Genomic DNA, 20,150 nt, shown 5'->3' on the forward strand with positions numbered 1-20,150 from the left:
ATCGCGGCGGTTGTCAATGCTTATGGCGAGGGTGGTCGGACTGGATTAGAATGACCGAGGGGCGCCGCAAGGAAAATGTAGGCGCTCGTCTACGAGTGAAGGAGTGGTGCTTTGAACAACAATATGTTTTCGAAGGCAGCGGTGTGGCTGGTGATCGCACTGGTGCTGTTTACGGTGTTCAAGCAGTTCGACAAGCCCCGCGTCCAGGAAGGCGTGTCCTATTCGCAGTTCATGGACGACGCCAAGAACGGCAAGGTCAAGAACGTCATCGTTCAGGGGCGCAACCTCACCGTCACTCCGGCTGATGGCCAGAAATACCAGATCGTGTCGCCCGGCGACATCTGGATGGTTGGCGATCTGATGAAGTACGGCGTGCAGGTCAGCGGCAAGGCCGACGACGAGCCGAACGCGCTGATGTCCGCGCTGTACTACCTCGGGCCGACGATCCTGATCATCGTGTTCTGGTTCTACATGATGCGGCAGATGCAGGGAGGCGGCAAAGGCGGCGCATTCTCGTTCGGCAAGTCGCGAGCGCGGCTGATCGACGAGAACAACAACGCGGTGAACTTCTCCGACGTCGCGGGCTGCGACGAAGCGAAGGAAGAAGTGTCCGAGCTCGTCGACTTCCTGCGCGATCCGCAGAAATTCCAGAAGCTGGGCGGTCGCATTCCGCGCGGCGTGCTGCTCGTCGGCCCCCCGGGTACCGGCAAGACGCTGCTGGCCCGCGCGATCGCGGGTGAAGCAAAGGTGCCGTTCTTCAGCATCTCCGGTTCGGACTTCGTCGAAATGTTCGTCGGCGTCGGCGCGGCTCGCGTGCGCGACATGTTCGAACAGGCGAAGAAGCATGCACCGTGTATCGTGTTCATCGACGAAATCGACGCGGTCGGCCGTCATCGCGGCGCCGGCATGGGCGGTGGTAACGACGAACGCGAACAGACGCTGAACCAGATGCTCGTCGAGATGGACGGCTTCGAGGCGAACTCGGGCGTGATCGTGATCGCCGCAACCAACCGTTCCGACGTGCTCGACAAGGCGCTGCTGCGTCCGGGCCGTTTCGACCGCCAGGTCTACGTCGGTCTGCCGGACATCCGCGGCCGCGAACAGATCATGCGCGTGCACCTGCGCAAGGTGCCGATCGCGAACGACGTCGATGCGGCTGTCATCGCACGCGGCACACCGGGCTTCTCGGGCGCCGATCTCGCGAACCTCGTGAACGAGGCTGCGCTGTTCGCCGCACGTCGCGGCAAGCGCATCGTCGAGATGCAGGATTTCGAAGACGCGAAGGACAAGATCTTCATGGGTCCGGAGCGCAAGTCGGCCGTGATCCGCGAGGAAGCGAAGCGTGCGACCGCTTATCACGAGTCGGGCCACGCGGTGGTCGCGAAGCTGCTGCCGAAGGCCGACCCGGTGCACAAGGTCACGATCATCCCGCGCGGTCGCGCGCTGGGTGTCACGTGGCAGCTGCCGGAGCATGACAACGAAACGTACTCGAAGGACTACCTGCTGGACCGCCTCGCGATCCTGTTCGGTGGCCGGGTGGCGGAAGAGCTGTTCATGAACCTCGTCAGCACCGGCGCCTCGGACGACTTCAACAAGGCAACGCAGACGGCACGCGCGATGGTGGCCCGTTTCGGTATGACCGACGCGCTCGGGCCGATGGTCTACGTCGACGACGAGAACGATGCATCGCCGTTCGGCCGTGGCTTCACGCGCACGATCTCGGAAGCGACGCAACAGAAGGTCGACTCGGAAATCCGCCGCGTGCTCGACGAACAGTACAGCCTTGCGCGCCGCCTGCTCGACGAGAACCGCGACAAGGTCGAGGCGATGACCGCCGCACTGATGGAGTGGGAGACGATCGATGCCGATCAGATCAACGACATCATGGAAGGCCGTCCGCCGCGCTCCCCGAAGAGCTCGCCGGCTGTTGGCGGCGATTCGTCGGGTGGTGGCAGCAGCGCCGAGGTGAAACCCGGCAACGCGCCGGCGCCTGCTTCGCCGGCGGCGTAATCTCCGCTTTAGCGCTTTAGCGCCGTTCACGGGCTGGTGTGGCTTCACACCGGCCCGTTTTGCATTCATTCACGCCAGTTGCTCGTGTCCGATCCTGCTGTTTCCCCATTCATCCCCGCGCCACTCCAGTGCGGCCGCTTCGAACTGACGTTCGAACGCCCGCTGGTGATGGGCATCCTCAACGCCACGCCTGATTCGTTCTCCGACGGCGGCCGCTTCCTCGCGCGCGACGATGCGCTGCGCCAGGCCGAGCGAATGATCGCCGAAGGCGTCGACCTTCTCGATATCGGCGGCGAATCGACGCGCCCGGGCGCACCGCCCGTGCCGCTCGACGAGGAACTCGCACGCGTGATCCCGCTCGTCGAAGCGCTGCGGCCGCTGAACGTGCCGTTGTCGATCGATACGTACAAGCCGGCCGTGATGCGCGCGGCGCTGGCCGCAGGCGCCGACCTGATCAACGACATCTGGGGGTTCCGCCAGCCGGGCGCGATCGATGCGGTGCGTGACGGTAATTGCGGGCTATGTGCGATGCACATGCTGGGTGAGCCACAAACGATGCAGGTCGGCGAACCCGATTACGGCGACGTCGTGACCGACGTGCGCGATTTTCTCGCCGAGCGCGCGCAGGCGCTGCGCGATGCGGGGATTGCGCCGGAGCGGATCTGTGTCGATCCGGGCTTCGGATTCGGCAAGGCGGTCATCGACGACAACTACGCGCTGCTGGCCGCGTTGCCGGACACGGCACCCGCGCGGACCGACGGGCGCGCGTATCCGATCCTCGCGGGCATGTCGCGCAAGTCGATGCTCGGCGCGGTGATCGGCGGCAAGCCGCCGATGGAGCGCGTCGCGGCGAGCGTGGCAGCCGCAGTGTGTGCGGTCGAGCGTGGGGCGGCGATCGTGCGCGTGCACGACGTCGCGGCGACGGTCGACGCGCTGAAAATCTGGAATGCCGTGCGCGAAGCCGCGCGGCAACGATAAGTCAGAAGACGAAGGAGGAAGATTCGCTATGGGACGTCGATATTTCGGCACGGACGGTATTCGCGGCACGGTGGGCGAGGGGCCCATCACACCGGATTTCGTGTTGCGCCTCGGCTACGCGGCGGGCAAGGTACTGGCCAGCTCGGCCGAGGTCGCGGCGGGCTCGCGTCCGACCGTGCTGATCGGCAAGGACACGCGCGTGTCGGGCTACATGCTCGAAGCCGCGCTCGAGGCCGGGTTTTCGGCGGCGGGCGTCGACGTGATGCTGGCCGGCCCGATGCCGACGCCGGGCGTCGCGTACCTGACGCGTGCGCTGCGCCTGTCGGCGGGCGTCGTGATCAGCGCATCGCACAACCCGTATCACGACAACGGGATCAAGTTTTTCTCCGCTGACGGCAACAAGCTGCCGGACGACACCGAAGCCGCGATCGAAGCGTGGCTCGACAAGCCGCTCGAATGCGCATCGTCCGACGGTCTCGGCAAGGCGCGTCGCCTCGACGACGCGGCCGGCCGCTACATCGAGTTCTGCAAGAGCACGTTCCCGGCCGCGTTCAACCTGCGCGGGCTGAAGCTCGTGATCGACTGTGCGCACGGTGCCGCGTACCAGATCGCACCGCACGTGTTCCACGAACTCGGCGCGGACGTGATCCCGATCGGCGTCGCGCCGAACGGCTTCAACATCAACGACGGCGTCGGTGCGACCGCGCCTGACGCGCTGGTGCGCGCGGTGCGTGCCAACCACGCCGATCTCGGCATTGCGCTCGACGGCGATGCAGACCGCCTGCAGGTCGTGGACTCGACCGGCCGCCTGTACAACGGCGACGAGCTTCTCTACGTGCTCGTGAAGGACCGGATCGCGACCGACGGGAAGGTCGAAGGTGCGGTCGGCACGTTGATGACGAACCTCGCGGTCGAAGTCGCGCTGCAGCGCGAGGGCGTGAAGTTCGTCCGTGCGGCGGTCGGCGATCGCTACGTGCTCGAACAGTTGCGCGAGCACGGCTGGCAGCTCGGCGCGGAAGGTTCGGGCCACATCCTGTCGCTCGATCGCCATTCAACCGGCGACGGCATCGTGTCGGCGCTGCTCGTGCTGGCCGCGCTGAAGCGCAGCGGCCAGACCCTCGCGCAGATGCTCGACGGCGTCACGCTGTTCCCGCAGAAGCTGATCAACGTGCGGATGAAGCCGGGCGCCGACTGGAAGGGCAGCACGTCGATTCGCGCCGCGATCGACACAGCCGAAGCCGCGCTCGCCGGCAGCGGCCGCGTGCTGATCCGCGCATCGGGCACCGAGCCCGTGCTGCGCGTAATGGTCGAAGCGCAGCAGGCTGCTGACGCGGTCCGCCATGCGGAGACGATCGCCGACGCGGTGCGCGCGGCGACGACCTGACGCGCGGACCCGGCGCGGACAGGTCAAACGCCTGCGCGCCGGCGCTCCAGTGAATCCGCTCGCGGCGCCTTCGGGGCGCCGCGATTTCGTCAGACGCAAAGGTTTGCGATACCTGTAAGCAGGGCGCGTCGCCCACCTTGTTGCACGGTCGAGAAACCGTCTGACCCCTGATATCGGGACGGTCACGAGCGGGGGCTTTCCATCGCGCAGACACTGCGCTACGATCCGCTCGCACCCGGGTGAAACGGGTAGTCTCCCCATCCTTTCCAGGCAGGCAATTCTTGCCGCCACCGCCGTTCCGGCGCCGTCCGGGCGCCGCGCGCACCGCACCCGATACTCCCTTTCAACCAGTCATGTTACTGTCACGCCAGTTTCATCGATTGTCACATTACCGTCATGAGGACCCCCTAACCTTCGCGGTGCCGTAGTCATCCGCTCACACACTGGAGGTCTCATGAAATTGATGCAAACCGCGATTGCCGGCCTGGCTGGCGCGCTTTTCGCCGTCGCCGCTCACGCTGCCGACATCACGGGCGCAGGCAGCACGTTCGCGATGCCGATCTATACGAAATGGGCTGCTGACTACCAGCAGACCGGCGGCGCGAAGGTCAACTACCAAGGTATCGGCTCGTCGGGCGGCCTGAAGCAGATCGTCGCGAAGACGGTCGATTTTGCCGGTTCGGACGCTCCGCTGAAGGATGACGAGCTTGCAAAGGAAGGCCTGTTCCAGTTCCCGACGGTGGTCGGCGGCGTGGTGCCGGTCGTCAACGTGCCGGGCGTGAAGGCCGGTGAACTGACGCTGTCGGGCCCGGTGCTCGGCGACATCTACCTCGGCAAGATCAAGAAGTGGAACGACCCGGCGATCGCCGCGCTGAACCCGAAGGTCAAGCTGCCGGACACGGACATCGCCGTGGTTCGCCGCGCTGACGGCTCGGGCACGAGCTTCATCTGGACGAACTACCTGTCGAAGGTCAACGACGAGTGGAAGTCGAAGGTCGGCGAAGGCACGACGGTCAACTGGCCGACGGGCACGGGCGGCAAGGGCAACGACGGCGTCGCAGCCTTCGTGCAGCGCCTGCCGGGCGCAGTCGGCTACGTCGAATGGGCGTACGCGAAGAAGAACAACATGGTCTACACGGCCCTGAAGAATTCGACGGGCACGGTGGTCGAGCCGAAGACGGAAACGTTCAAGGCCGCTGCTGCAGGCGCGAACTGGTCGAAGTCGTTCTACCATGACGAACCAGCCGGGCAAGGAAGCATGGCCGGTCGTCGGCGCGACGTTCGTGCTGCTGCACGCAAAGCAGGACAAGCCGGAGCAGGGCGCGGAAACGCTGAAGTTCTTCAGCTGGGCGTTCAAGAACGGCGAGAAGGCTGCTGACAGCCTCGACTACATCTCGCTGCCGCCGGCAGTCGAAGTGGAAATCCGCAAGCAGTGGAAGGCGAAGGTGACGGACGCTTCGGGCAAGTCGGTCGCCGCCGAGTAAGTATTGCAGCGGTTCGCTGCCCGGCCGTGCCGGTCGGGCAGTGTGTGCGGTAAAGCCGGGCGTTACGGCGCTCGGCAATCAAAAGCAGGCACCCATGTCTGATATTTCCTATACGTCCTCACGGTCCGCCGACGTTGCGCAGCAACGCGCGCCGAGCCGCCTCGGGGATGTCGTATTCGGCGGTCTTGCACGGCTTGCCGCCATCGTGACCCTGCTGCTGCTCGGCGGGATCATCGTTTCCCTGATCATTGCGTCGATGCCGACCATCCAGAAGTTCGGCCTCGGCTTCCTGTGGCAATCCGAGTGGGATCCCAACTCGGACATCTATGGCGCGCTGGTGCCGATCTACGGCACGATCGTGACGTCGGTCATCGCGCTCGTCATCGCGGTGCCGGTCAGCTTCGGTATCGCACTGTTCCTCACCGAGCTGTCGCCCGTGTGGCTGCGCCGCCCGCTCGGCATCGCGATCGAGCTGCTCGCCGCGATTCCGTCGATCGTGTACGGCATGTGGGGCCTGCTCGTGTTCGCGCCGATCTTCGCGGAATACTTCCAGAAACCGCTCGGCCACCTGTTCAAGGACGTGTGGATTCTCGGCCCGCTGACCGCCGGCCCGCCGATCGGTATCGGCATCCTCGCAGCCGGCGTGATCCTCGCGATCATGATCATCCCGTACATCGCGTCGGTGATGCGTGACGTGTTCGAAGTCACGCCCGTGCTGCTGAAGGAATCGGCATACGGGATCGGCTGCACGACCTGGGAAGTGATGTGGAAAGTCGTGCTGCCCTATACGAAGACCGGTGTGATCGGCGGCGTGATGCTCGGCCTCGGCCGCGCGCTCGGCGAGACGATGGCCGTGACCTTCGTGATCGGCAACACGAACCTGCTCGACAGCATTTCTCTGTTCGCACCGGGCAACAGCATCACGTCGGCGCTCGCGAACGAATTCGCTGAAGCGCAACCGGGCCTGCATACGTCCGCGCTGATGGAACTGGGCCTGATCCTGTTCGTGATCACGTTCATCGTGCTGTCCATCTCCAAACTGCTGCTGCTTCGTCTCGAGAAGGGAGAGGGCAAGAAATGAGCGAGCCCATCATGAATTTCCCGGGTCCGGACGGCGCCGTGCTCGACGCGATGCGCAATCGCCTGCAGCGCAAGCGCAAGGCCATCAACGCGATCGCGCTGGCTGCGTCACTCGGCGCGATGGCCTTCGGCCTGCTGTGGCTCGTGTGGATTCTCTACACGACGGTGCATCTCGGCATCAGCGGCCTGTCGCTGCAACTGTTCACGGAATCGACGCCGGCACCGAACACGGAGGGCGGCGGTCTCGCGAACGCGATCGTCGGCAGCCTGCTGCTGTGCGGCTTCGGCACGCTGGTCGGCACGCCGATCGGCATCCTCGCGGGCGTCTATCTCGCCGAATACGGCCAGAAGAACCTGCTGGCGAGCACGATCCGTTTCATCAACGACATCCTGCTGTCCGCGCCGTCGATCGTCATCGGCCTGTTCGTGTATGCGATCGTCGTCGCGAAGTCGGGGCGCTTCTCGGGCTGGGCCGGCGTGATTGCGCTCGCCCTGCTGCAGATTCCGATCGTGATCCGCACGACCGAGAACATGCTGAAGCTCGTGCCGAACGCGCTGCGTGAAGCGGCCTTCGCGCTCGGTACGCCGAAGTGGCGCATGGTGCTGAAGATCACGCTGCGCGCATCGGTCGGCGGGATCGTGACGGGCGTGCTGCTTGCCATCGCGCGAATCGCCGGCGAAACGGCGCCGCTGCTGTTCACCGCGCTGTCGAACCAGTTCTTCTCGTGGGACATGAGCCAGCCGATGGCGAACCTGCCGGTCACGATCTACAAGTTCGCGATGAGCCCGTTCGCGGAATGGCAGTCGCTGGCGTGGGCGGGCGTGTTTCTGATTACGCTCGGGGTGCTCGGACTCAACATCCTGGCGCGCTCGATCTTCTCGAAAAAGTAACGGCGGAGCAATCCGATGAATATGGCAGAAAGCCACCTGAATCCTGTCGAGCGCACTGCAGCGCCGGCCGGCACGCAAGAAGCGGCGCACGGCCGTCCGCTCGAGCCGCTGAACGCGAAGATCGAGGTCAACAACCTCAACTTCTTCTACAACAAGTTCCACGCGCTGAAGAACATCAACCTGAGCATTCCCGAAGGGAAGGTGACGGCGTTCATCGGCCCGTCGGGCTGCGGCAAGTCGACGCTGCTGCGCACGTTCAACAAGATGTTCGCACTCTATCCGGAGCAGCGCGCCGAAGGTGAAATCATGATGGACGGCGAGAACCTGCTGACGACGAAGCGCGACATCTCGCTGCTGCGCGCGCGTATCGGCATGGTGTTCCAGAAGCCGACCCCGTTCCCGATGTCGATCTACGACAACATCGCGTTCGGCGTGAAGATGTTCGAAAAGCTCACGCGCTCGGAAATGGACGACCGCGTCGAGTGGGCGCTCACGAAGGCCGCGCTGTGGAACGAAGTGAAGGACAAGCTGAACCAGAGCGGCTACGGCCTCTCGGGCGGCCAGCAGCAGCGTCTGTGCATCGCGCGCGGCATCGCGATCCGTCCGGAAGTGCTGCTGCTCGACGAGCCGTGCTCGGCGCTCGACCCGATCTCGACGGGCCGCATCGAAGAGCTGATCGCGGAGCTGAAGAGCGACTACACGGTCGTGATCGTCACGCACAACATGCAGCAGGCCGCACGCTGCTCGGATTTCACGGCCTACATGTACCTGGGCGAGTTGATCGAATTCGGCGAGACCGAAAAGATCTTCATCAAGCCGGTGCGCAAGGAAACGGAAGACTACATCACCGGCCGCTTCGGCTGATGACGGAGAACAACAGCCATGTCGGATAAACATCTGTCGAGCCAGTTCGACGCGGACCTGAATGCCGTGTCGTCGAAAGTGCTGGAAATGGGCGGGCTCGTCGAGTCGCAGATCGTCGGCGCGATGCACGCGCTGAACGACTTCGATCGCGATGCAGCCGAGAAGGTGATCGCAAACGAAGAAGTCCTGAACACGATGGAAGTCGACATCGACCAGGAGTGCGGCAACATCATCGCGCGGAGGCAGCCTGCTGCGCGTGACCTGCGCCTTTTGATGTCGATTTCGAAAACGATTACGAACCTCGAGCGCGCAGGCGACGAGGCCGAGAAGATCGCGAAGCGTGTACGCCGCCTGGTCGACGAGCCGGCCGCGCGCACGGTCAACATCGCCGAGATCAAGGTGTCGGGCGAGATGGCCGTGACGATCCTGCGCCGCGCGCTCGACGCGTTCGCGCGTCTCGATACGGTGGCCGCCGCACAGATCGTCAAGGACGACAAGGAAATCGACCTGGAATTCCGCGCGTTCGTGCGCAAGCTCGTGTCGTACATGCAGGAAGATCCGCGCACGATCTCGGTCGGCCTGGAATACCTGTTCATCGCGAAGGCGATCGAGCGGATCGGCGATCACGCGAAGAACATCGCCGAATTCATCATCTACATCGTGAAGGGCACCGACGTGCGGCACCAGCCGCGCGACACGCTCGATCGCGAAGCCAACAGTTAATCGACTCCGTACAGGAAGAATAGAGGTGCCGATGCCCAGCAACATTCTCGTCGTTGAAGATGAGCCCGCGATTTCCGAACTGATCTCGGTGAATCTCCAGCACGCCGGTCACTGCCCGATCCGCGCGTACAACGCCGAACAGGCTCAAAACCTGATCAGCGACGTGCTGCCCGATCTCGTGCTGCTCGACTGGATGCTGCCGGGCAAGTCCGGTATCGCGTTCGCGCGCGACCTGCGCAACAACGAACGGACCAAGCACATCCCGATCATCATGCTGACTGCCCGCGGCGACGAGCAGGACAAGGTGCTCGGCCTCGAAATCGGCGCGGACGACTACGTGACGAAGCCGTTTTCGCCGAAGGAGCTGATGGCGCGGATCAAGGCCGTGCTGCGCCGCCGCGCGCCGCAGCTGACCGAGGACGTCGTGGCGATCAACGGGCTGCGCCTCGACCCGGCCACGCATCGCGTCGCCGCGCATGCGGAAGGCAGCGAGATCAAGCTCGATCTCGGCCCGACCGAGTTCCGCCTGCTGCATTTCTTCATGACGCATCCGGAGCGCGTGCACAGCCGCACGCAACTGCTCGACCAGGTGTGGGGCGACCATGTATTCGTCGAGGAGCGCACCGTCGACGTGCACATCAAACGATTGCGCGCGGCCTTGAAACCGGCCGGCTGCGATGCGATGATCGAGACCGTGCGCGGCAGCGGCTACCGGCTCGCCAAGCACGCGTAACGTATCCACGCATGCCGTGTGCCACGGCATGCCGTTCATTCTTTCGGGCGCTGAATCATGAACATCATCTGGGCGCGCTTTCTGGTGTCGCTCGTGCTGCTCGTGCTGATCGGCGTATTGGTCGGCGTCTTCGCCGGCCCGACCGCGGGCCTCGTGTTCGTGGTCGTGATGCTGGTCGCGCAGGGCTTTTTCAGCACCTTTCATACGCAGCGTCTGTGGCGCCTGCTCGATGCACCGGTCTATGGCGAGGTGCCGAGCGCGCCGGGCATCTGGGGTGAAATCTACTATCGTCTGCACAAGCTCGCGAAGCAGTGGCATGCGCAGGTGCGTCAGGTCGAGCAGCAGCATTCGCGCTTCATCCAGGCGATCCAGGCATCGCCGAACGGCGTCGCGATGCTCGACGACCATGACCAGATCGAGTGGTGCAATTCGATCGCCGAGGTGCATTTCGGCCTCGACGCGAAGCGCGACCTGCGCCAGCACATCACCAACCTGGTGCGCCATCCCGAGTTCGTCCGCTATCTGAACGCGCAGCATTACGACGAGACGCTCGTGATGCGCGGCATGGGCGACTCGCGGCAGAACGTGCTGGAAGTGCAGGTGTTTCCGTACGGCGAGAATCGCAAGCTGCTGCTCACGCAGGACATCACCGAGCTCGAGCGGACCGACGCGATGCGGCGCGACTTCGTCGCGAACGTGTCGCACGAATTGAAGACGCCGCTCACCGTGCTGTCGGGGTTCCTCGAGACGATGCGCGAGCTGCCGCTGAACGAGGAAGACCGTGCGCGCTATCTCGACATGATGGAGCAGCAGGCCTCGCGGATGCGGCACATCGTGACCGACCTGCTGGTGCTCGCGAAGCTCGAGGGCGAGAGCAAGCCGCCGCTCGATCGCGCGATCGACATGCGTGCCGTGTTCGACCATCTGAAGGAGGACGCGCAGACACTGTCGAACGGGCATCACGACATCGCGTTCACGATCGACGAGACGCTTGGCGTCACCGGCGCGCAGACGGAGCTGTTCAGCGCATTCGCGAATCTCGTTACCAACGCGATCCGCTATACGCCGGAAGGCGGCAAGATCGTCGTGACGTGGCGGCGCGAAGGTGCGCAGGGCGTGTTTTCCGTCACGGACAGCGGCTTCGGGATTCCGGCCGCCGACCTGCCGCGGCTCACTGAACGCTTCTACCGCGTCGATCGCAGCCGTTCGCGCGACACGGGCGGCACGGGGCTCGGCCTTGCGATCGTCAAGCACGTGCTGCAGCGTCATGACGCGCACCTGTACGTGCAAAGCGAGGAAGGGCGCGGCAGCACGTTCACCGCGCGGTTCCCGGGCTCGCGCATCATCGCGATCCGGCCGGCCGCATACGAGGCATGATCGCGTAACGGCATCCGTCGCTCGTTCGGCGAGCGGCGGCATGCTGGATCCGCAATAAAAAAGCGCAGCCCGCGGGCTGCGCTTTTTTTGTGAGCGACGCGGCGCGCGACTCGCGCCGCGCTACCGGTTCAAGAACAGAACTTCGCGAGCAACCCGAGTTGCGCGTTGCGGATCGTCTTGCCCGCGCGACGGCGACGGTAGTGGCCGTCGCTGTGCATCTGCCATGCCGACTGGTTGTCGCCGAGGCACACCGACAGGCCTTCGGCGATCACGCGCCGCTTGAGCTTGCGATCGCGGATCGGGAACGCGACTTCGACGCGGCGGAACAGGTTGCGGTCCATCCAGTCGGCGCTCGACAGATAGACGTCCTCGGCACCGTTCGCGTGGAAATAGTAGATCCGGTGGTGCTCGAGGAAGCGGCCGACGATCGAGCGCACGGTGATGTTTTCCGACAGCCCCGGCACGCCGGGCTTCAGCGCGCAGACACCGCGCACGATCAGGTCGACCTTGACGCCGGCCTGCGACGCTTCATACAGCGCGGCGATCACCGTCGGCTCCAGCAGTGCGTTCATCTTCGCGACGACGCGTGCGCGCTTGCCGGCGCGCGCATTGTCGATCTCGACGCGGATCGCGTCGATGATGCGCGGATGCAGCGTGAACGGCGACTGCCACAGCTCGTGCAGCGTGAGCTCGCCGCCGATGCCCGTCAGTTGCTGGAACACGTGATGGACGTCCTCGCAGATCTTCTGGTCGGCCGTCATCAGCCCGAAGTCGGTGTAGAGGCGTGCCGTACGCGGGTGGTAGTTGCCGGTGCCGAGGTGCACATAGCGGCGCAGCGATGCCTTGCCGGCCTGCACGACGCGCCGCACGATCAGCATCATCTTCGCGTGGCACTTGTGGCCGACCACGCCGTACACGACATGCGCGCCGACGGCTTCGAGCTGCGACGCCCAGTTGATGTTGGTTTCCTCGTCGAAGCGCGCGAGCAGTTCGACGACGACCGTCACTTCCTTGCCGTTGCGCGCGGCTTCCATCAGCGCGTCCATCAGCGGCGAATCGGTGCCGGTGCGGTAGATCGTCTGCTTGATCGCAACGACGCTCGGATCCCGCGCGGCCTGCTGCAGCAGTTCGAGCACCGGCTGGAAGCTCTCGTACGGGTGGTGCAGCAGGATGTCGCCGTTGTCGATCGCGTCGAACATCGTCGGCGCGTTCGTGATCGCGGACGGGGTCGACGCGGTGAACGGCGTGAACTTCAGGTCGGGGCGATCGACGAGATCGGGGATCTGCATCAGCCGCACGAGGTTCACCGATCCGGCCACGCGATAGCAGTCCTTCTCGCCGAGTTCGCTTTCCACGAGCAGGCGTCGCACGATGTGCGGCGGCGTGTCGGCCGACACCTCGAGGCGCACCGCGTTGCCAAGGTGGCGCGCGGGCAGTTCGCCCTGCAGTGCGACGCGCAGGTTCGTGATTTCGTCTTCGTCGACGAACAGCTCGCTGTTGCGCGTGATGCGGAACTGGTTGCAACTCTTCACGGTCAGTTGCGGGAAGAGCTCGCCGACGAAGTACTGCATGAACGAGCTCAGCAGCACGAAGCCGTGCTCGAAGCCCGACAGCGCGTGCGGCATGCGCACGACGCGCGGCAGCGCGCGCGGCGCCTGCACGATGCCCATCACGGCCTGGCGGCCGAATGCGTCGCGGCCTTCGAGCTCGACGACGAAGTTCAGACTCTTGTTCAGCACGCGCGGGAACGGGTGAGCGGGATCGAGGCCGATCGGCGTCAGCACGGGCAGCAGCTCGTCGAGGAAGTAGCGCCGCGCCCATTCGAGCTGCTCGTCGTTCCACGTGTCGCTCGCATGGAAGTAGATGCCTTCCTGTTCGAGCGCGGGCAGCACGGTTTCGTGCAGCATCGTGTACTGTCGATGGACGAGCCGTTGCGCGCGTTCGACGACGAGATCGTAAGCGTGTTGTAACGACATGCCGTCGGGCGTCAGTGCGCCGGGGTTGTCGCGGATCTGCTCCTGCAGCCCGGCCATCCGGACTTCGAAAAATTCGTCGAGGTTGCTGCTGGTGATGCAGATGAAGCGGAGGCGCTCGAGCAACGGGACTTGCGGATCGGCTGCCTGGGCCAGCACGCGCTCGTTGAAACCGAGGATGCCGAGTTCACGATTGAGAAGCGGATAACGGACGGACATCGGCAGAGTAGGGGGTGATTCGGGCGATGATTCGAAAGGACGCTCGGAAACTCTCACGGTACGATGACGTGCTGATGACAATGATGTATTTATATCGGGAAATTCTACGCTGTAACCGTTTCGTCTCATAAATGTTTCGACGATATGCAAACGAGCGGTGTGCATGCCCGTGAAGCGTGGCAATGGCAAGCGTTCCACGCTTAAAATGTCGCCTTTGATTGATCGCCCAGGGTTGCCGCATAGGCTGCCGTGGGAGAACGCGCACGGAGCCCCCTTCTGATGGTTACAACCCCCCACTTGCTGGCTGCCGTGGATCTCGGCTCGAACAGCTTCCGGCTGATCGTCGGTCGTGTCGAGGAAACGCCGGCAGGCAGCCAGATCTATCCCGTCGACGCGTTGCGCGAGCCGGTCCGGCTGGCCGCAGGCCTGTCGAGCGACAAGATGCTCGATCGCGCGTCGCAGGAGCGTGGCTGGGAGGCGCTCAAGCGGTTCGGCGAGCGCCTGCGCGATTTCCATCCCGATCATGTGCGCGCGGTGGCGACCAACACGCTGCGCGTCGCGAAGAACGCGGGCGAATTTCTCGGTGAGGCCGAAGCGGCACTCGGTTTCCCGATCGAAGTGATTGCAGGCCGCGAAGAAGCGCGGCTGATCTATGCGGGTGCCGCGCACTCGGTGCCGGCAAGCGCCGGCAAGCGGCTCGTCGTCGACATCGGCGGCGGCTCCACCGAATTCATCATCGGCTCGCACTACACGCCGATCGTGATGGAGAGCCTCTATATCGGCTGCGTGAGCCACAGCCGCACGTTCTTCCCGGCCGGCAACGTCGACGAATACACGATGCGGCAGGCCGAACTCGCGGCCAAGCGCGAGATCCAGATCATTTCGAGCGAGTACAAGAAGGCGGGCTGGGACCAGGCGATCGGCTCGTCGGGCACTGCGCGTGCGCTCGCGGAGCTCGTCGAGGCGAACGGCTTCAACGATCCGGGGATCACGCACGGCATTTCGCGCGGCGGCCTCGAGCGGCTGAAGCGTGCGCTGATCAAGTCGGAGAACGTCAACCGGCTGAAGCTGGTCGCGCTGAAGCCCGATCGCGTGCCGGTGCTCGCGGGCGGCCTCGCGATCATGCTCGCGGTGTTCGAGGAGCTCGGTGTCGACTACGTCGATACGACCGACGGCGCGCTGCGTCTCGGTGTGCTGTACGACCTGCTCGGCCGGACGCAGCACGAGGACATGCGCGCGGTGACCGTCGAGGGCTTTACGCGCCGCTACGGTGTCGATCGTGCGCAGGCCGAGCGGATCGGCGCGCTGGCGGGGCGTTTCTTCGACGAACTCGAGGAAGCCGACGAAGAAGCGCGCGAGGAAGGGCGGATGTTCCTCGGCTGGGCGGCCGCGTTGCACGAGATCGGTTTGTCGATCTCGCACAGCTCATATCACAAGCATTCGGCTTATATCGCGAGCAACGCGGACATGCCGGGTTTTTCGCGCACCGACCAGGCGCGCCTCGCCGCGCTGGTGCTCGGTCACGCGGGCAAGCTCGGCAAGCTGTCGCAGGCGCGTGAGGTCGAGTGGCCGCTACTGTTCTGCCTGCGGCTCGCGGCGCTGCTGTGCCGGCGCCGGACCGATGCCGGGCTGCCGGACATTTCCGTTTCGCAGATGAAGAAGGGCGGCTATGAAGTGCGCCTGCCGAGCGCATGGGTCGAGCAGAATCCGCTGACCGACTACAGCCTCAGCCAGGAGGCAGCCGAGTGGGAGAAGGTCGGCATCCCGTATCGCGTGGTGTATACCGGCGCGTAACAGGTCAAGCGAGGTCGAAGCGAGGTCGATAGCAGGGCTGGGAGGGGGCGGGCAGCAGGAAGGCTGGGCGTCCCTCAGGCTTGCCGCATGATCGTCCTGACGGCCGCTCAGTCCGACGAGCAGACGATCGCAGTCAGGAACGGAAACGCCTGCTTGACGGTTGCGTCGCTGCCGGCCTTGCGCACGGCTTCCTCCACTGCACTTTTCGTACCGCGCACCACGACGCCATAGGCCCAGTCGCCGATCGGCGTGCCGTCGCCCGCGCGGAAGATCGGGTCGTTCGCCTGGTATCCGAGCACGACATAGACGCCGAAGCCGTACGCCGTCAGCGCGTGGCTCGTGCGGAATGCATTGACCGAGTTCGATTCGACGTGCATCGGCTCCGACTGGATGTCGCCGGCGGCGAGCAGCGGTGCGACGAACTTGTGGCCGGTCGTGTGGCAGTCGAGTGCGTCGTCGAGCGCTTTGGCCGACGCGGTGCCGGAAGTCGCGAGCGCGAGCAGCGATGCGCAGAGGGCGGTCTTGAGAATGTTGTTTTTCATGCGCGGAAGCGGGTTGTCCACGCGCATTATCGCGTGTTCCGGCAAGTGCCGTATGCGGGCTGCGGATGGCGCGTTGGCTCGTATGTCGTCGGCAACCCGATGGGCCGGCGAGGCAGGCGCTCGATCATTTCCAGCCAGTTTTCCTGCATTGAAAGCGAAAGGCCATCGGCCATTTGCGCTGCGCTGACCGTCGAAAAATGGCCCTCGTGGTGCGTCGTTCATTGTAGCGTCGACGCCTCAATTGATCCCTACAATGAAATGAGGTGCTGCGAACCCGGAATCCCGGCTGACGCTCAAAGGGCCCAGAAACGGAAAAGGGGTTACGGTGTTCACCGTAACCCCTTGATTCCTTTGGTCGGAGCGATAGGATTCGAACCTACGACCCTCTGATCCCAAATCAGATGCGCTACCAGGCTGCGCTACGCTCCGACGAGCCAAAGATTGTATCTTTGAATGTCCGATCCGGTCAATCCCTATATGCGGGTAAATGCCACGGCGGCGAGCCGTCCCGATTTGCGACAATTCGCCCGGTAATCGGCGGGCCCGGGCGCATGGGCGCGGGGCCGCTCGCCGAAGCAAGGAGAACATCATGATGAACCTGATCCTGTGGCGCCACGCCGAAGCCGAAGACTACGCGTCGAGCGATCTCGCACGCCAGCTGACCGTCCGGGGCCGCAAGGACGCACAGGCGATGGCCAAATGGCTGCGCGGGCGGCTCGAGACGAACTCGATGATCCTCGCGAGCCCGGCGGCCCGCACCGTGCAGACCGTCGAAGCCCTGACCGACCAGTACCGGACGGTCGATGCGCTCGCACCGGGCGGCAGCGTCGACGACGTGCTGGCGGCGGCCGGCTGGCCGGAAGGCATCGCGCCGACGGTCGTGATCGTCGGGCACCAGCCGACGCTCGGCAGCGTGGCCGCGCAACTGATCGCCGGCGGCGACGACAGCTGGAGCGTCAAGAAGGGGGGAATCGTGTGGCTGGCGAGCCGCACGCGTGACGGCAGCCGGCAGGCCGTATTGCGCGCGGTATTGACGCCCGATCTGCTGTGAGGCCCGCCTGAAGGGCTTTGAAGGGATTCATCATACGGTTTCGCAAGCTTTCTGCTAAAGTCAATTCGGCGACACGTCATTGAAAGGACACGGTCGTGCCACATAACGGTCACGGCCGATTACTACATTGGCGGGCATGTCGTCCTATTCCTTACGACCAGGAAAGCCTAATGCGAGAACTGCCGACGCCTACGCTCCCTTTTGCCTCGCTGCCCCTCGACACGTCGCGGCGTCACCTGCCGCGCGCTGCTGAAACCGTCACCTCGGAGTATCGCCTGCGCGCCGCATGGGCGCGTACGGAAGACGAATTGCGCGAAGCCCAGCGCCTGCGTTACAGCGTGTTCGCCGAAGAGATGGGCGCGCAGGTCAGCGGCCCCTCCGGTCTCGACGTCGATCCGTTCGATGCGTACTGCGACCACCTGCTGGTTCGCGATCTCGACACCCTGAAGGTCGTCGGCACGTACCGCGTGCTGCCGCCGCATCAGGCCGCGCGTGTGGGCCGCCTGTACGCCGAAGGCGAATTCGACCTGTCGCGCCTCACGCACCTGCGCGGCAAGATGGTCGAGGTCGGCCGTTCGTGCGTGCACAGCGACTACCGCAGCGGCGCCGTCATCATGGCGCTGTGGGGCGGTCTTGGCGCGTACATGATGCAGAACGGCTACGAGACGATGCTCGGCTGCGCGAGCGTGTCGATGGCCGACGGCGGCCACTATGCCGCGAACCTGTACCAGTCGCTGTCGGCAGGCTCGCTGACGGCGCCCGAATATCGCGCGTTCCCGCACACGGCCCTGCCGGTCGACGAACTGCAGACGGGCACCGTCGTGGCGCCGCCGCCGCTGATCAAAGGTTACCTGCGTCTCGGCGCGAAGATCTGCGGTGCGCCGGCCTGGGATCCCGACTTCAACTGCGCGGATTTCCTGACGCTGTTCCGCCTGTCTGACATCAACGCGCGCTACGCCCGCCACTTCCTGGGCTGAGCCGTCTGAACCGCGTCGCGCCCGTCCGGGCGCGCGCAAGCGAACGCCGTCGCGTGGCACGAGCCGCGCGGCGGCGTTCGTCCATCTGATCGATGTGTGTGAGTCGGACCCTGTTAATTTCGGCGATACGCAATCACCGCCGTGCCGCGGGACGGCACGTTCGGGAACGGCCCGGGGAAGGGCCGGACGGCAGCGGCGCGCTTAGTGCTTGCGCCGCCAGTCGAGCAGGTGGTGTTCGGCCATCCAGTGATGGATCATCCCTTCGCCTTCATGGCTGCGCTTGTATTCGCGCGACTCGAAGAACGACAGCGCGACGAGCACCATCAGACCGACGAACAGGCCGATCAGGCCGGCAATTTCTTCAGACGACATGGCAGCCTCCTTTCCACGGCACAGCGCCATGCGTACATAGTAGGACATGCGCGGCGCGACTCCGAAGCAGGATTTCCGCTAGACTCGGCGCGGTCCCGGCGTGCGATGGGCGCGCCGATTTCCGGAGCCATACCCGATGACCCGTTTCATGCTGGCCGTGCTGGCCGCATTTTTCCTCGCCGGCTGTACCAGCGATCCGCATCAGGCCCGTCGCGGCCATCCGCCGGAAGATCCGGCCGACTATCACGGCGTGCCGACCGACATGACGCCGCCGTCGATGCTCGACGCGCCGCCGCCGAAACCCACGCAATAACGGCCGGTTCGGCCCGCCGTCAGGCGCGGGCCGCGGGCGTGTCGGTGCCGATGTGCCGCAACAGCGCCGGCAGGTAGCGCGCCAGCGTCGCGCCGCGTGCGGCCATGAACAGCAGCAGCGCGAACCAGAGGCCGTGATTGCCGAATGTGCCGACGGCGGCGAGCGTGGCCACGACGAAGATCGAGAACGATGCGACCATCGCACGCATCAGCGATTGCGTCTGCGTGGCGCCGATGAAGACGCCGTCGAGCAGGAAGCCCCAGACCGACACGATCGGCGAGATCGCGGCCCACGGCAGGTAACGCAGCGCCACTTCGCGGATCTCGGCCTGGTCGGTCAGGCGCGCGATGATCCAGCCGCCGGCGGCCCAGTACACGAGCGCGAACAGCAGCGCGCCGAGCGCCGACCAGAACAGCGTGACGCGCACGGCCTGCCGGAACGCGCGGCGGTCGCGCGCGCCGGCCGCCGCGCCGACGAGCGCCTCGGCCGCATGCGCGAAGCCGTCGAGACCGTACGCCATGAACGTCTGGAAATTCAGCAGCAGCGCGTTTGCGGCGAGCGTCGCATCGCCCTGTTTCGCACCAAGGTGCGCGAACCAGCCGAATGCGCCGAGCAGGCACAGCGTGCGCAGGAAGATGTCGCGATTGAGTACGATCAGCCGCTTGAGCGCGACGCGATCGGCGAGCGCGCGTACCGCGATCGGCGCAAGGCCGCGCGGCCGCAGTCGCCACAGCATCCACGCGCCGAGCGCGAAACCGCATGCGTCGGCGGTGGCCGTCGCGGCGCCGATGCCGGCAATGCCCCAGCCGAAGCCATACACGTAGAGCAGCACGGCGCCGATGTTCACCGCATTGATGAACACCTGCGCGACGAGTGCGAGCCGCACGCGCTGCATGCCGAGCAGGTAGCCGAGCACGACGTAGTTCGCGAGCGCGAACGGTGCGCTCCAGATCCGCGCGTGACTGTAGGCAAGCGCCGTGGTGCGGACGGCATCGCTGCCGCCGAGCGCGGACAGCGCAAAGGACAGCAGCGGCACCTGCAGCGCCAGCACCACGGCGCCGAGTGCGAACGCGACGATCAACGCGCGCAGCAGGTTCAGGCGGATTCCGGCAGCGTCGCCGGCACCGTGCGCTTGCGCGACGAGGCCGGTCGTCCCCATCCGCAGGAAACCGAACCCCCAGAACACGAAATTGAAGAACAGCCCGCCGAGCGCGACGCCACCGAGGTACTGCGCGCCGTCGAGGTGACCGGCGACGGCCGTGTCGACGGCACCGAGGATCGGCTGGGTCAGGTTTGCGAGGACGATCGGGAACGCGAGCGCGAGGACACGCCGATGCGTGACGGCGGCCGAGCCGGCCCCGTGCGGTAACGCGGATTCGGACATG

At 65.1% G+C, this 20,150-nt stretch carries 17 protein-coding genes, 1 tRNA gene and 1 pseudogene; 14 read left to right on the top strand and 5 right to left on the bottom strand.

Annotation, left to right across the window (positions count from 1 at the left end; genetic code table 11):
• The first annotated feature begins 111 nt into the window (after positions 1 to 111).
• From ftsH to phoR, 10 genes and pseudogenes are all read left to right on the top strand, one after another.
• Positions 112 to 2,010 (top strand): ATP-dependent zinc metalloprotease FtsH, encoded by a 1,899-nt coding sequence (ftsH, locus tag BCEP18194_RS12300; protein WP_011351605.1) that lies wholly within the window; start codon positions 112 to 114, stop codon positions 2,008 to 2,010.
• A gap of 36 nt (positions 2,011 to 2,046) precedes the next feature.
• Positions 2,047 to 2,988: a dihydropteroate synthase gene (folP, locus tag BCEP18194_RS12305; RefSeq protein WP_050781580.1), complete on the top strand. Its 942-nt coding sequence runs from the start codon at positions 2,047 to 2,049 to the stop codon at positions 2,986 to 2,988.
• A 28-nt stretch (positions 2,989 to 3,016) separates the two neighbouring features.
• Complete coding sequence (gene glmM / locus BCEP18194_RS12310) at positions 3,017 to 4,372, top strand: phosphoglucosamine mutase (RefSeq protein WP_011351607.1); 1,356 nt, start codon at positions 3,017 to 3,019, stop codon at positions 4,370 to 4,372.
• 454 nt (positions 4,373 to 4,826) lie between these two features.
• Positions 4,827 to 5,856: pseudogene (pstS, locus tag BCEP18194_RS12315) on the top strand (phosphate ABC transporter substrate-binding protein PstS).
• A 94-nt stretch (positions 5,857 to 5,950) separates the two neighbouring features.
• Positions 5,951 to 6,937, top strand: coding sequence for a phosphate ABC transporter permease PstC (gene pstC, locus BCEP18194_RS12320; protein WP_011351610.1), 987 nt, complete (start codon positions 5,951 to 5,953; stop codon positions 6,935 to 6,937).
• Positions 6,934 to 7,827, top strand: coding sequence for a phosphate ABC transporter permease PstA (pstA, locus tag BCEP18194_RS12325; protein WP_011351611.1), 894 nt, complete (start codon positions 6,934 to 6,936; stop codon positions 7,825 to 7,827). Before pstC ends, pstA begins: the two co-directional genes overlap by 4 nt.
• Before the next feature lie 15 nt (positions 7,828 to 7,842).
• Complete coding sequence (gene pstB, locus BCEP18194_RS12330) at positions 7,843 to 8,691, top strand: phosphate ABC transporter ATP-binding protein PstB (protein ID WP_011351612.1); 849 nt, start codon at positions 7,843 to 7,845, stop codon at positions 8,689 to 8,691.
• 18 nt (positions 8,692 to 8,709) lie between these two features.
• Complete coding sequence (phoU, locus tag BCEP18194_RS12335) at positions 8,710 to 9,414, top strand: phosphate signaling complex protein PhoU (protein ID WP_011351613.1); 705 nt, start codon at positions 8,710 to 8,712, stop codon at positions 9,412 to 9,414.
• A 31-nt stretch (positions 9,415 to 9,445) separates the two neighbouring features.
• The gene (phoB, locus tag BCEP18194_RS12340) at positions 9,446 to 10,147 is read left to right on the top strand and encodes a phosphate regulon transcriptional regulator PhoB (protein WP_011351614.1); all 702 of its coding nucleotides are present in this window, start codon (positions 9,446 to 9,448) and stop codon (positions 10,145 to 10,147) included.
• Between the two features lie 57 nt (positions 10,148 to 10,204).
• Positions 10,205 to 11,524, top strand: a complete 1,320-nt coding sequence (gene phoR, locus BCEP18194_RS12345) for a phosphate regulon sensor histidine kinase PhoR (protein ID WP_011351615.1) — start codon at positions 10,205 to 10,207, stop codon at positions 11,522 to 11,524.
• Positions 11,525 to 11,652: 128 nt separating this feature from the next.
• Here phoR and ppk1 read toward each other — a convergent pair whose 3' ends face one another.
• Entirely contained in the window at positions 11,653 to 13,716 is a 2,064-nt protein-coding gene (ppk1, locus tag BCEP18194_RS12350; protein ID WP_041492798.1) for a polyphosphate kinase 1, read from the bottom strand.
• 279 nt (positions 13,717 to 13,995) lie between these two features.
• Between ppk1 and ppx the strand changes: the two genes are divergently transcribed.
• The gene (ppx, locus tag BCEP18194_RS12355) at positions 13,996 to 15,510 is read left to right on the top strand and encodes an exopolyphosphatase (RefSeq protein ID WP_011351617.1); all 1,515 of its coding nucleotides are present in this window, start codon (positions 13,996 to 13,998) and stop codon (positions 15,508 to 15,510) included.
• A 107-nt stretch (positions 15,511 to 15,617) separates the two neighbouring features.
• Here the strand turns inward: ppx and BCEP18194_RS12360 are convergent, their stop codons facing one another.
• Positions 15,618 to 16,052, bottom strand: a complete 435-nt coding sequence (locus BCEP18194_RS12360) for a hypothetical protein (RefSeq protein WP_041493048.1) — start codon at positions 16,050 to 16,052, stop codon at positions 15,618 to 15,620.
• 352 nt (positions 16,053 to 16,404) lie between these two features.
• Positions 16,405 to 16,481, bottom strand: a tRNA-Pro gene (locus BCEP18194_RS12365).
• A 160-nt stretch (positions 16,482 to 16,641) separates the two neighbouring features.
• Between BCEP18194_RS12365 and sixA the strand changes: the two genes are divergently transcribed.
• Positions 16,642 to 17,103, top strand: coding sequence for a phosphohistidine phosphatase SixA (sixA, locus tag BCEP18194_RS12370; RefSeq protein ID WP_011351619.1), 462 nt, complete (start codon positions 16,642 to 16,644; stop codon positions 17,101 to 17,103).
• 170 nt (positions 17,104 to 17,273) lie between these two features.
• Entirely contained in the window at positions 17,274 to 18,080 is an 807-nt protein-coding gene (locus BCEP18194_RS12375; RefSeq protein WP_011351620.1) for a GNAT family N-acetyltransferase, read from the top strand.
• A gap of 201 nt (positions 18,081 to 18,281) precedes the next feature.
• Here BCEP18194_RS12375 and BCEP18194_RS12380 read toward each other — a convergent pair whose 3' ends face one another.
• Positions 18,282 to 18,452: a hypothetical protein gene (locus tag BCEP18194_RS12380; protein WP_011351621.1), complete on the bottom strand. Its 171-nt coding sequence runs from the start codon at positions 18,450 to 18,452 to the stop codon at positions 18,282 to 18,284.
• A gap of 136 nt (positions 18,453 to 18,588) precedes the next feature.
• On the opposite strand from BCEP18194_RS12380, the gene BCEP18194_RS41645 reads away from it, so the two are divergent.
• Complete coding sequence (locus BCEP18194_RS41645) at positions 18,589 to 18,765, top strand: hypothetical protein (protein WP_011351622.1); 177 nt, start codon at positions 18,589 to 18,591, stop codon at positions 18,763 to 18,765.
• A 19-nt stretch (positions 18,766 to 18,784) separates the two neighbouring features.
• Here the strand turns inward: BCEP18194_RS41645 and BCEP18194_RS12385 are convergent, their stop codons facing one another.
• A complete protein-coding gene (locus BCEP18194_RS12385; protein WP_011351623.1) occupies positions 18,785 to 20,149 on the bottom strand; it encodes an MATE family efflux transporter in 1,365 nt (454 codons plus the stop codon).
• Between the last annotated feature and the right edge of the window lies 1 nt (position 20,150).

The organism is Burkholderia lata (assembly GCF_000012945.1).
GTDB classification, from domain to species: Bacteria; Pseudomonadota; Gammaproteobacteria; order Burkholderiales; family Burkholderiaceae; genus Burkholderia; species Burkholderia lata.

Bases quoted from the DNA above. Each gene is read 5' to 3' on its own strand.
- glmM (WP_011351607.1), top strand. From the start codon at position 3,017: ATGGGACGTCGATATTTCGGCACGGACGGTATTCGCGGCACGGTGGGC.
- pstC (WP_011351610.1), top strand. From the start codon at position 5,951: ATGTCTGATATTTCCTATACGTCCTCACGGTCCGCCGACGTTGCGCAG.
- pstA (WP_011351611.1), top strand. From the start codon at position 6,934: ATGAGCGAGCCCATCATGAATTTCCCGGGTCCGGACGGCGCCGTGCTC.
- pstB (WP_011351612.1), top strand. From the start codon at position 7,843: ATGAATATGGCAGAAAGCCACCTGAATCCTGTCGAGCGCACTGCAGCG.
- phoU (WP_011351613.1), top strand. From the start codon at position 8,710: ATGTCGGATAAACATCTGTCGAGCCAGTTCGACGCGGACCTGAATGCC.
- phoB (WP_011351614.1), top strand. From the start codon at position 9,446: ATGCCCAGCAACATTCTCGTCGTTGAAGATGAGCCCGCGATTTCCGAA.
- phoR (WP_011351615.1), top strand. From the start codon at position 10,205: ATGAACATCATCTGGGCGCGCTTTCTGGTGTCGCTCGTGCTGCTCGTG.
- ppk1 (WP_041492798.1), bottom strand. From the start codon at position 13,716: ATGTCCGTCCGTTATCCGCTTCTCAATCGTGAACTCGGCATCCTCGGT.
- ppx (WP_011351617.1), top strand. From the start codon at position 13,996: ATGGTTACAACCCCCCACTTGCTGGCTGCCGTGGATCTCGGCTCGAAC.
- BCEP18194_RS12360 (WP_041493048.1), bottom strand. From the start codon at position 16,052: ATGAAAAACAACATTCTCAAGACCGCCCTCTGCGCATCGCTGCTCGCG.
- sixA (WP_011351619.1), top strand. From the start codon at position 16,642: ATGATGAACCTGATCCTGTGGCGCCACGCCGAAGCCGAAGACTACGCG.
- BCEP18194_RS12375 (WP_011351620.1), top strand. From the start codon at position 17,274: ATGCGAGAACTGCCGACGCCTACGCTCCCTTTTGCCTCGCTGCCCCTC.
- BCEP18194_RS12380 (WP_011351621.1), bottom strand. From the start codon at position 18,452: ATGTCGTCTGAAGAAATTGCCGGCCTGATCGGCCTGTTCGTCGGTCTG.
- BCEP18194_RS41645 (WP_011351622.1), top strand. From the start codon at position 18,589: ATGACCCGTTTCATGCTGGCCGTGCTGGCCGCATTTTTCCTCGCCGGC.
- BCEP18194_RS12385 (WP_011351623.1), bottom strand. From the start codon at position 20,149: ATGTCCGAATCCGCGTTACCGCACGGGGCCGGCTCGGCCGCCGTCACG.